This window comes from Phytohabitans kaempferiae, from assembly GCF_042433955.1.
Taxonomy (GTDB): Bacteria; Actinomycetota; Actinomycetes; order Mycobacteriales; family Micromonosporaceae; genus Phytohabitans; species Phytohabitans kaempferiae.
The window spans coordinates 42,655-53,831 of record NZ_JBHLUH010000060.1; the positions used below are offsets into that span (position 1 = coordinate 42,655).

Below are 11,177 nucleotides of genomic sequence, written 5' to 3' on the forward strand. Positions count from 1 at the left end.
GCGGGCTCACTTGTTGAAGCGGGCGAGGAACGTCCTGGTGTCCATCGACCCCTGCACGTACGCCGGCCAGTAGTTGTCCCACTCGTCCCACATGCTCTGTGGCATGCTGTCGAGCAGCGGGTAGACGTTGGCGACCGCTTCCGACGCCTCGTGGAGTTCGAGCGCGAGCGGGTTGAGCTTCTTCCGGTCGGCCGTGTCGAACTCGCCGCGCACGGGCGGGAACGCGGCCGTCGCGGTCGACCGGGTCACCTGCTCCGGCCAGGCGTACGCGAATTTGACGAACGCCCAGACCGCGTCCTGCTTCGCCGCCTCCCGGGCGCCGCTCGCCCAGCCGCTGCCCCGGCCGGAGATGGCGACGCCGTTGCCCGGGGCGGACACGTACGTCACCGCCTCGGCGAGGCCTGGCTCCGCGGTCTCGGACGAGATGACCGGCGCGTACCAGGGTCCGTTCGCCATGGCGGCGGCGTCGCCGGAGAGGAACGGCTGGGAGGCCCGGTCGAACTGGCCGGTGAACGCGTCCTCGTTGACGAAGCCACTGGTGTGCAGCTCCTTGAGCCGCTCGACGGCCGTGACCCAGAGCGGGTTGTTCTCCAGCCCGCCTGCGAGCAGGTCGCCGGAGCCGAGGTAGTCGGCCCCGCCGGGCTGCGTGCCGATCAGGTGCGCGAGCCAGTTGAGCGTCACGAACAGGCCGTCCATGGCCAGCGGGATCTTGCCGGCGGCGCGGATGGCCGCGGCCGCCTGCAACAGCTCCGGGTACGAGGTCGGTGGCCGCGCGACTCCGGCCTCGGCCAGGATCTGTTCGTTCCAGAAGACGCCCAGCACGTTGCGGCCGTCGGGGACCGCCAGCAATCGGTCGAGCCCGCGCGGAGACCGCAGCATCTCGGGGAAGAACGTGTCCCGGAACGTCGTGTCGGCCTCGAACCGTGGGCGGAAGTCCATGAGCCCGGCCGACTCGTCCAGCGGGACCAGATGGAGTTCGCCGAGGAAGAACAGGTCGGGCAGGTCGTCGACGAGGGCCAGGCGGGAGAGCTGCTGTACCCCCTCGGGGGTGTTCTCGTCGATGTTGGGTATGACTTTCACCTGGTAGCGTCCGGCGTTGGCCTCGTTGAACCGCTTCACGAGGTCGGCCCGGTACGTGCCGATCGCGTCGGTGTCGGAGTAGGGCTGGCACACCGAACAGGTGATGACGACCTCGCCGCCTTGGCTCTCCTCGGGTGATCCACCGCACGCGGCCAGCGGCAGGGCGACGGCCAGCAGCAGCGCCGCGCCGGCCCGAAATCTGGCTATCCTCATTGGACACTCCTATCGTGAATCTTGCCGGTGAACCGCCGCCGGCCGGGCGGCATCTCGTGCCGCTGGCCGTCGGGCAGGCGCACCTCGGCGGTCGTCCCCGGTGGGACGGTCACGTCGAGGCGGAACGAGTCCCGCTCGTACCACCAGTGCGATTCGATCGGGCCATACGGGCTGTCGTGGCGGCCCTCGGCCCAGGTCAGGCCGCCGCCGGGATGCGGGGCGACGCGGAAACGCCGGTAGCCCGGTCCGGCCGGGTCCGGCTGGATGCCGGTGACGTAGCGGTGCAGGAACGACACCACCGCGCCCTTGCTGTAATGGTTGAGCGAGGCGTGCGGTACGCCGTCGGCGTCGATGCCGTCCCACTGCTCCCAGGTCGTGGTGGCCCCCCGCGCGATCATCGTCAGCCAGGACGGCTCGGTGTCCCGCAGGAGCAGCTCGTACGCCAGCCCGATCTCGCCGTTGTCGGCGAGCGCGGGCAGCAGCAGCGACGTCGACAGAAACCCGGTGCCGAGGTGGGTGCCGGCGGCGCGGACGAGTCCGGCCAGCCGCGCGGTCGCCGCGACCCGCAGCGACGGCGGCACCAGGTCGAAGGCGAGTGCGCGTACGTAGGTGGCCTGCGTGTCGGGCGTCATGGTGCCGTCCGGCCGGAGGAACTCGGCCTGCCAGGCGCCGCGCGCGGCCGAGGCGAGCTGGCCATAGTGCGCGGCGGCGGCGTCCCGGCCGAGGACAGCCGCGACGCGGGCCAGTAGGTCCGCCGAGCGGTACAGGTAGGCGGTGGCGGTGGCGCCGTGGTCCGCGACGTTGAGCAGGGCGACCGTGGCGGCGCTCATGTCGGCGCCCGGCTCCAGCCACTCGCCCCAGTGAAAGCCGGTGTCCCACAGGTACCGCTCGTGCTCGGCCGGCACCGGTCGCGCCTCGGCCCGGCTGGGGTGCCGGCGCTCGCGGGCCTGGCGGGCGGCGTACTCCACCCACGCGGTCATCGACGCCCACTGCTGTTCGAGCAGGTCCCGGTCTCCGTACGCCAGGTAGATCTCCCACGGCACGATGACCGAGGCGTCGCCCCAGCCGGCGGACCCGGGCGGGAACGTCTCGTAGAAGGCCGCCGGCTCGGGGTTGGGGGCGCAGTGCCAGACCGTACCGTCGGGGCGTTGGTCCGCGGCTAGGTCCCGCAGCCACTTCGTGGTGAACCCGGCCACGTCGTAGAGGTACGCGGCGGCGGGTACGAAGACCTGCCAGTCCCCGGTCCAACCGGCGCGCTCGCGGGTGGGGCAGTCGGTGGGGATGTCGCACGCATTGCCACGCAGGCTCCACACCGCGACCTCGTGCAACCGGTTGAGCCGGTCGTCGCCGCACGTGAACCAGCCGGTGCGGCGCAGGTCGCTGTGGACCACCACACCGGTCACGTCGTCCGGGTGGAGGTCCTCGGGGTGGCCCTGCACCCGCACGTACCGGAAGCCGTGCGTAACGTGGCGTGGCTCGAACACCTGGCCGGGTACGCCGGCGGAGGTCGTCTGGTCCTCCTGGAACGGCTCCGCCCGCTGCTCCGGCGGCACGAGGTGGTCGATGGTCAGGTCGCCGTTCGTGTCCACCGCCTCGCCGTGGGTCAGCGTCACGGTCGTGCCGGCCGGGCCGAGGCGTGCCAGCCGAATCCAGCCGTTGATGTTCTGCCCGAGGTCGATCACCTGCCGGTCGGGGGCGGGACGGGTGATCCGTACCGGGCGAAGCTCCTGCACCCGGCGTACCGGCGGGGCGGGCGAACTGACCAGCCGGCGCAGGTCGACGTCGCGGACCACCACCGGTGCGCCGACTCCCACCGGATCCGACCCGACGCGCAGGTCGGTGACTTGGCCCTGGCGCAGGTCCGCGGAACGGATGGCGCCGGCGCCGGCCCGCCAGTCGGCGCCCGTGCCGAGGCGCCGCACCGCGCCGGCCGGATCGACCAGGTGCAACTGCGCCAACAGCCCGACACCGAGATCCCGGAACCGGTTGGTCCAGGTGACCCAGCCGCCGGACAGGACCGCGGTCAGCGTGTTCTCGCCGCCGGGCCGGAGCAGCGCGGTCACGTCGAAGGTCTGCACCTGCAACGTCGACGGGTAGCTGGTGAACCCGGGCGTAAGTTCCATGTCGCCGGCCCGCCGGCCGTTGACGAAGAACTCGTACACACCGTGCGCGGTCGCGTACAGCCGGGCACTGCTCACCTCGGCCGCCAGATCGAACGACCGTCCCAGATACCAGACCGGCGTACCTTCCGCCCCGGCCGGCGCACCAGCGGGCGGCTCGATCCAGCGGGCGACCCAGTCGCCGGGGTGCGGCAGCCCCATCTCCCACGACGCCGGCTCGGCCCACTCGCTCCGCCCCAGGTCCGTCCACACCTGTACCGACCACTCGACCCGCTCGCCGGCGCCGAGTGGCGGTCCGCCGTACGGCACCAGCAGCGACCGCGGCGACACCACCCGTCCCGAGTCCCAGCTTCCGGCTCGCAACCGGTACGCCTCCTGCCGCGCGCTGCCGGGCGGCAGCCGCCACGACAGCCTCGGCCGCGCCACCGTGATCCCGAACGGCTCGTCGAGGTGCTCCACCCGCAAGTGGTGCGGCGCCGCCATCACGATCCCATCCCCAGCCTTCGCTCTTCGCGTACGAGCGCCGGCGCCCTTACAGCCACGTCATCGGCTCGTCATGCCGGCTTAACGTGGGACTATTCCAAACGGCTGACCAGGGAACATTCCCGCTGCTCCCACGTTTCTTCCCGGATAGAGGGGTGGAATGACAACCCAGTTCGACGACTTCGGGCTGTCCGCGTTCACGTTCGTCCACGAAGCGGACAGCGGACGCATGGACGACTTCCGGTACGCACCCACCCACACCCATCTCGAACTGGAGATCCACTACGTCGAGGCGGGCGCGGTTACCATCGACTGGACCGACCGGGAGGAACGGATGCGGGAGGGGGACGTGCTCGCGTTCTGGGGCGGGCTGCCCCACCGCGACGTCGACCCCGAGCCGCCGACCACCGTGTACCACGTCGCGCAGGTGCCGATCGTCAACGTGCTCACCTGGGTCGCCTCGGCCGAAGTCCTCAACCGCCTGCTCGGCGGCGAGATCCTGCGCCGCGCCCAGTCCGGCGACGACGCGATGGCCGACCGCCTCGCCTTCACCCGCTGGAAGACCGACCTCGCCGCCGGCGACCCCCGGCTGCGCACCGCCGCCGAGGTGGAGATACAGGCCCGCCTCCTCCGGCTGATGCACCAGACCGCCACCAGCGACCGAACCACCCGCCACCAACCTGGCGCCGCCACGCGCGAGCTCGTCGCCCGCGCCATCACGTACATCACCCGGCATTTCGTCGAGCCGATCACGGTGGAGCACGTCGCGCGGGCGGTCGACCGGCACCACGACCACCTGATGGCAAGCTTCCGGCAGGTCTGCGGGCTGACCCTGTGGGAGTACGTGACCCGGTTGCGGCTCAGCGAAGCCCAACGCCTGCTGGCCGCCACCGACCTGCCCATCCTCGCCGTCTGCCATCGGTCCGGCTTCAGCTCCACCAGCCGGCTGTACGAAGCGTTCCACCGCTACCACGGCATGACGCCGGCGGTGTACCGGAAACGTGCCGGCGGACCAGCCTGACACGCGTCGCGGGACGGTGGCTCAACCCCAGCCGAGGACGGCGAGGGCTCAGATGTTTCGACCGCCGGAGATTTCGATGACCGTGCCGGTCAGGTAGCTCGCCATGTCGCTGGCCAGGAACAGTGCCACCGAGGCGACCTCCTCGGGCCGGCCGAAGCGGCCAAGTGGCACCTCCTTGAGCCGTGCCTGGCGGATGTCCTCGCGCATGGCGGCCGTCATCGCGGTCTCGATGATGCCCGGCTGGATGGCGTTGACCCGGATGCCGGCGAAGCCCAGCTCCTTGGCCGCCGCTTTCGTGAGGCCGACGATGCCAGCCTTGGCCGCGCTGTAGTTCGTCTGGCCCGGGTTGCCGACCTTCCCGGATATCGACGACACGTTCACGATCGAGCCGCCCGTCCCCCGCTCGCGCATGATGGCGGAGGCCGCGCGAATCCCGAGCCAGGCCCCCTTGAGATGCACGGCGATGACCGAGTCGAAGTCCTGCTCGGTCATCTTGCGCATCGTCGCGTCCCTGGTGAATCCGGCGTTGTTGACCAGAATGTCCAGGCTGCCGTACCGCTCGACGGCCACGTTGAGCAGGGCGGAGACGTCGTCGGCGTCGGTCACGTCGCAGGCGGCGCCGACCGCCCGGTCGCCGACGTCCAACGATCTGGCCGTGGCGGCCACCTGTTCCGCGGCGATGTCGCCGAGGACGACGTTGGCCCCCTCCGCGGCGAACGCCGCGGCGATGCTGTGGCCCAGGCCCTGAGCCGCCCCGGTGACCACGGCGGTCCGTCCCGCCAGCAAAGGCATGTGCTTGTTCCCCTCGTATCGGTGCCCGGATCAGGTGATCCGGCGGATGGGTGTTCCGGCGAGGTACGCGCGGATGCCTTCGGCGGCGTCCTCGTAGTAGATCCGGTAGTTCCCGTCGGTCACGTAGCCGACGTGACCAGTCGCCAGGATGCCGGGGGTGTTCCGGAACGGGTGGTCGGGCGGCAGCGGTTCCTGGTCGTAGACGTCCAGCGCCGCACCGGCGATCCGGCCCTCGCGCACCGCGTCCAGGAGGGCGGTCTCGTCGACGATCGGGCCGCGGGACGTGTTGACCAGGTAGGCGCTCGGTCGCATGAGCGCGAGTTCGCGCGCGGTGACCGTCGCGCAGCAGCACCACGGTGACCGCCGGTCGCGGCGCGGTCCAGGCGACCGGCGCGCGGAGATGGGCGCGGACGAGGCGCTCGGCCTGTGCCAGACCGGACCGCCGGTAGACCGACCCGTCGCTACCCGCTGTGCGCACGAAGCTCCCGTTTCTGGATCTTCCCCGTGGCCGTGCGGGGCAGGTTGTCCCGCACCACCACCTCGGCCGGCACCTTGAAGGTCGCCAGGTGCGCCGCGGTCCACTCCCGTAGCTCCTCGGGGGATGGTCGGGAGCCGGGCCGGGGGACGACGAAGGCCACCGGCACCTCACCCAGGTCCGGGTCCGGGCGCCCGATCACGGCGGCTTCCAGGACGGCCGGGTGGCTCGTCAGCACCTTCTCCAGCTCACCGGGGTAGATGTTCTGCCCGCCGCGGATGATGAGTTCGCGGATCCGGTCGACAATGGTCAGCCGGCCCTCCTTGAAGAACCCCACGTCGCCGGTGTGCAACCAGCCGTCCTCCACGGGCAGCGGCTCGTCGGTCCCGACGTACCCGCGCAGCACGGAGTCGCCCCTGATGAGAATCTCGCCGCGCTGGTCCTCCCCCGAGGGCTCGTCGATCCGCACGTCGATACCGGAAACGATCGGACCCGTGCTGGTGAAGTCGTCGTGGTGGTCGTCGGCGGTGCCGATGTGGTTGAGGCTGGCGATCGCCGTGGCCTCGGTGAGCCCGTAGCCGAGGTACAGGTGCGCCCGGGGGAACACGGCCCAGGCGTCGGCGGCGATTTTGGCGGGCGAGGGGGCGGCGCCGATGCCCACCTTGATCGCGCCGTCGTACCGCGCGTCGGCCTGCCGGAGCCGGGTCAGCATCGTCGGCACCATCGGCAGGAACGTCGGCCGGCTGACCCGCAACGCCTCGGCCACGGCCTCAGGGGCGAACCTGCGCAGCAGCCGCATCGACGCGCCGGACATCGCCATCATGTTGATGCCCTGGTTGAGGGCGTACGTGTTGAAGATCGGCAGTGCCAGCAGGATGGTGTCGTCCCGGCCGACCCCGATCCAGCGGTAGGTCGGGTCGTAGTTGGCGGCGAGGTTCCCCAGCGCCAGCAGCACGCCCTTGGGCTCGCCGGTCGAGCCGGAGGTCTGCAGCAGCATCGCCGGGTCGTCGATGCCCAGGTGCGCCGGGCCGACGTACCCGGTGACCGCTGGCACGTCGAACTCGCCGGTCACCAGGTGGGTCGCGACATCCGGGCCGAGGTCCAGCGGCGCGTCGCAGACGACCACCGCGATGCCGAGGCGCTCGACCAGGCGCCTGACCTCCTGCTGCTTCATCGCGCGGTTGATGGGCGTCACCACGCCCCCGAGGTAGAAGACGGCGTACTCGTAGAGGATGAAGTTGGGTGTGCTGTCGATGAAGAGCCCGACGCGGGTGCCGGGGCTCACCCGGTCGGCGAGCGCCGTGGCGGCGGCCCTGACCGCGTCCCGGACGTCGGCGTAGCTGTACCGCTCCGTGTCGGTGACGATGCAGTCCTTGCGCGGCTGGCTGAACGCCCAGTCGAGGAGGGCGGTCGACCGGTTCATGCGTTCTCCTCGGAGTGGAACCAGGCGATGGCGCCCTTGAGCCCGAGCTCCTTGATCTTCTGGGTCATGGTGTGCGTGCCCTGCGCGGTGTGCGCCAGGGCGTCCCACTCGGCGCCCTGCAGGATCGCCTCCCGGAAGCCGCGCTGGTCCAGGTGCCGGTTGAGCGCCAGCTTCTTCAGGCGCAGCAGGTCCAGCGGCATCTTCGCGATCTGCCGCGCGAGCGCCTCCGCGCGCTCGATGGCGGTCCCGGTGGGCACGGCGTAGTTCGCCCACCCGAGCGCCGCCGCCTCCGCGCCGGACATCCGGCTTCCCGCGATGAACGACAGTTCCTTGGCCTTCTTCGGGCCGACGAGCCAGGCGGTCGTCGGGCTCAGCAGCCCACCGCCGAGCGGGATCGCCGGCCACCCGATCACCGCGTCCTCGCCGACCACGGTGATGTCGGTGCAGACCGCGAGCATGGTCGCCCCGCCCATGCAGTAACCCTCGATGGCGCTGACGACCGGCTTGGGCGTGTCCCACACCGCCAGCCAGCGCTGGATGTTGCGGCGCAGCGACTCCCAGTCCTGGTACGACTCGAGGCCGGCCGCCGCGTCGGACCCGCCGTTTCCGGGGTCCACGTCGAACCCCACGCTGAACGCCCGTCCGGTGCCGCTGAGCACGATCACGGAGATGTCCGGGTCCGCTCCCATGGCGGCGATCTCCGCCGAGAACTCGTCCAGCAACTGGTTGTTCATGGCGTTCAGCTTCTCGGGCCGGTTGAACGTGAGGTAGCCGATCCGGCCGGCGGTACGGGTGGTGACGAACTGGGGCATGGTTAGTCTCCGATGAACGTGACGGCGTCGAGGGGGCGCTTTTCCCGGAAGGCGTTGACCGCGGCGCGGTGGTCGTGCGTGGTCGCAACCATGGCCTGCCCGAGGGATTCCTTGTCGAGTGCCGCCTGGAGCGACCCCTCGACCGCGCGGTTGGCGAGCAGTTTGGTGACCGCGAGCGCCTGGGTGGCACCGCGGGCGAGGTCGGCGCAGTAGGCGAGGGACCGCTCGGCGAAGTCGTCGCGGTAGACGTGGGAGACGAAGCCGAGTTCCAGCGCCTCCGCGCTGCGAATGCGCCGCGCCGACAGCAGGATCTCCTTGGCCCGGTACAGCCCGACCTGCTGGGCCAGGAAGTAGGTGCCGCCCATGTCGGGGATGAGCCCGAGCTTCACGAAGGACTGCTGGAACCAGGCCGACTGGTGGGCCAGCACCACGTCGCAGGCGAGCGCGAGGTTGAAGCCGGCGCCGGAGGCGATGCCGTTCACGGCCGCCACCACGGGCTTGTCCAGCGCCACGATCCGTTCGGTGATCTGGCGGCCCTTGGCCAGCACGCGCATCGTCTCGACGGCGGTGCGCTCCCCCATCGCCCGTACGTCGCCGCCGGCGCAGAAGGCGCGGCCGGTGCCGGTGAGCATGACGACCCGGGTGGTGGCGTCGGACGCGGCGGACGCCAACGCGTGCAGGAGTTCGTCCTTCACGCCCTCGTCCAGCGCGTTGAGCGTGTCCTCTCCGTCGAGGCGCAGGCGCAGGACTCCCGGTGCCGGCCGGTCGCATACGAGGGTGGTCACCGGGCGGCTCCCAGCAGGGATTCGATCTGCAGCACGTGGTTCAGGAAGTGGTGCAGCCCCACCTCCTCGGTGAAGCCCACCCCGCCGTGGACCTGGATGGCGAGTTCGATGGCGGTCGTCGCAAGTTCGCACGCCTGGCGCGCCCAGGTGAGCGCGGTCTCCGGTTCGTGGGCGCCGGCGATCGCGGCGGTCCACGCCTGCTCGCGGGCGATGTGCAGGTTGGCCAGGTGGTGCCGGACCGCCTGGAACGCCTTGATCGGGCGGCCGAACTGCTCGCGGGTCTGTACCCACTCGACCGACCGGTCGGCCACCGCGTCCACGCAGCCCACCGCGACGGCGGCCAGCACGGCGCGCAACTCGGCCGCGTGTTCGGCCGCCAGCGCTGGGCCGGCGACCGGCGCCTCGAAAACGGCCAGCGGCATGACCTGCGAGAACTCCTCGCGCCGGGCGCCACCCAGGTCATGGGGCAAAGGTTTGCCCCGCGCGTCGAGGACGACAACGGTGTCGGTGACGTAGGAAACGACGACCTCGTCGCCGCGGGGCAGGGCGAGGCTCACGCCGCCCGCAAGGGTCTGCGGGTCGGGGCGGAACCAGCGCCCGGCGAGCAGGGTCGGCACCAGCGGGGTCGCCGTGTCGAAGCGGCCGGCGGCCCGGGCGATCTCCTGGAGGTCGCGGATGCCGAGATCGGCGTCGGGATCGGCGCCCAGGGCCGCCCAGCCGCCCTCGACGAGTTTCGCCCAGGCCTGTGCCGGCGCGTTGGTGAGAATGGTCGCTACGTTTTCGGCGGCAATGGCGCCGATCTCGTCGACGAGGACTGTCATGGCGGTCACCTGGGGACTCTCAGGACGCGGTCGGTGATGATGTTGCGTTGGATCTCGTTCGTGCCGGAGTAGATGGACGCGGCCCGCGCGTTCAGGTAGTGATGCCGCCAGTAGTCGCGGTGCCTGGCGCACCCGCTCTCGACGCCGAGGCGGCCGCAGGCCTGCAGCAGTTCGCTCCAGATCACCTTGAGCGTGGACCCGCTGCGGAACCAGTCCTCGCCGGCGGCCTTCTCCTCGGTGGCCCGCAGGACGTGCCAGCGGAGCAGGTCGTTGCGCTCGCGCAGGCTCGCGGCGCGGGCCCGGTGCCGGTCCCCGCTGGCGCAGCACGACGTGAGCGTGTCGACCTGAGCGGTGATCTCGACGAGCCGGGTGCCGGCCTCGGTGGTGCCGCGCTCGTTCGTCAGCACCGTCATGGCGACCTGCCAGCCTTCGCCCTCCCGGCCGACCCGGTCCACCTCGGGGACGAACACGTCGGTGAAGAAGACCTCGGAGAACTCCTCGTCGCCGGAGATCTGCCTGATCGGGCGGACGTCGACCCCCGGCTGCCGCATGTCGAGCAGCAGGAACGTCAGGTTGTGGTGCCGTGGCCCCTCGGAGCTGCGGGCCAGCATGAGGCAGCGCCGGGAGTACTGCGCGAAACTGGTCCAGATCTTCTGGCCGTTGACGAGGTATCCGCCCTCGACTCGCTTGGCTGTCGTGCTCACGGCGGCCAGGTCCGAGCCTGCCCCGGGTTCCGAGAAGCCCTGGCACCAGATCTCGGAGCCGTCCAGGATCCGCGGCAGGTAGGTCGCCTGCTGCTCGGCCGTGCCGCACGCGATGATCGTCGGACCCGCGAGCACGCGACCGATCCGGCCGAAGCCGTCGGGGGCGTTCGCCCGGGCCGACTCCTGGTAGTAGATCAGCTCCTCGATCGGCCCGAGATCCCGGCCGCCGTACTCGGCCGGCCACGCGAGACCCGCGTAGCCGCCCTCGTACAGCAGGTGGTCCCACTGCTGCTGGAACTGCCGCGCTTCCTCGGGTGTGAGGCGCTCGCGCGCGTACCGCCATCGGTCGGGGATCGTCGCCTCGAGCCAGGACCGGATCTCCCCGCGGAAGGTCTCTGCGCGGGAGTCGCTGAAGGTGATGACTGTCATTCGCGTGGATACCCCTTAC

The 11,177-nt window shown here is 71.1% G+C and carries 10 protein-coding genes; 1 reads left to right on the forward strand and 9 read right to left on the reverse strand.

Annotated features, from left to right (window positions below):
- Positions 1-6 precede the first annotated feature (6 nt).
- Complete coding sequence (locus tag ACFFIA_RS27765; RefSeq protein ID WP_377255889.1) at positions 7-1,293, reverse strand: ABC transporter substrate-binding protein; 1,287 nt, start codon at positions 1,291-1,293, stop codon at positions 7-9.
- Complete coding sequence (locus tag ACFFIA_RS27770; protein WP_377256506.1) at positions 1,290-3,896, reverse strand: family 78 glycoside hydrolase catalytic domain; 2,607 nt, start codon at positions 3,894-3,896, stop codon at positions 1,290-1,292. The genes ACFFIA_RS27765 and ACFFIA_RS27770 overlap by 4 nt, the downstream gene beginning before the upstream one ends.
- A gap of 160 nt (positions 3,897-4,056) precedes the next feature.
- On the opposite strand from ACFFIA_RS27770, the gene ACFFIA_RS27775 reads away from it, so the two are divergent.
- Positions 4,057-4,917, forward strand: a complete 861-nt coding sequence (locus ACFFIA_RS27775) for a helix-turn-helix domain-containing protein (protein ID WP_377255892.1) — start codon at positions 4,057-4,059, stop codon at positions 4,915-4,917.
- A gap of 48 nt (positions 4,918-4,965) precedes the next feature.
- On the opposite strand, the gene fabG is transcribed toward ACFFIA_RS27775, so the two are convergent.
- From fabG to ACFFIA_RS27810, 7 genes are read right to left on the reverse strand one after another with little or no spacing between them, the layout of a single operon-like run.
- The gene (gene fabG / locus ACFFIA_RS27780; RefSeq protein WP_377255895.1) at positions 4,966-5,709 is read right to left on the reverse strand and encodes a 3-oxoacyl-ACP reductase FabG; all 744 of its coding nucleotides are present in this window, start codon (positions 5,707-5,709) and stop codon (positions 4,966-4,968) included.
- A gap of 30 nt (positions 5,710-5,739) precedes the next feature.
- Positions 5,740-6,111: an NAD(P)-dependent oxidoreductase gene (locus ACFFIA_RS27785; RefSeq protein ID WP_377256509.1), complete on the reverse strand. Its 372-nt coding sequence runs from the start codon at positions 6,109-6,111 to the stop codon at positions 5,740-5,742.
- 59 nt (positions 6,112-6,170) lie between these two features.
- Positions 6,171-7,607 (reverse strand): class I adenylate-forming enzyme family protein, encoded by a 1,437-nt coding sequence (locus ACFFIA_RS27790; RefSeq protein WP_377255898.1) that lies wholly within the window; start codon positions 7,605-7,607, stop codon positions 6,171-6,173.
- Positions 7,604-8,419 carry an enoyl-CoA hydratase/isomerase family protein gene (locus ACFFIA_RS27795; RefSeq protein ID WP_377255901.1) on the reverse strand — a complete coding sequence of 272 codons (816 nt, stop codon included), beginning with the start codon at positions 8,417-8,419 and terminating at the stop codon, positions 7,604-7,606. Before ACFFIA_RS27795 ends, ACFFIA_RS27790 begins: the two co-directional genes overlap by 4 nt.
- 2 nt (positions 8,420-8,421) lie before the next feature.
- Complete coding sequence (locus ACFFIA_RS27800) at positions 8,422-9,204, reverse strand: enoyl-CoA hydratase/isomerase family protein (protein WP_377255904.1); 783 nt, start codon at positions 9,202-9,204, stop codon at positions 8,422-8,424.
- A complete protein-coding gene (locus tag ACFFIA_RS27805) occupies positions 9,201-10,025 on the reverse strand; it encodes an acyl-CoA dehydrogenase family protein (protein WP_377255905.1) in 825 nt (274 codons plus the stop codon). The genes ACFFIA_RS27800 and ACFFIA_RS27805 overlap by 4 nt, the downstream gene beginning before the upstream one ends.
- Before the next feature lie 5 nt (positions 10,026-10,030).
- Positions 10,031-11,158, reverse strand: a complete 1,128-nt coding sequence (locus tag ACFFIA_RS27810) for an acyl-CoA dehydrogenase family protein (protein WP_377255907.1) — start codon at positions 11,156-11,158, stop codon at positions 10,031-10,033.
- Between the last annotated feature and the right edge of the window lie 19 nt (positions 11,159-11,177).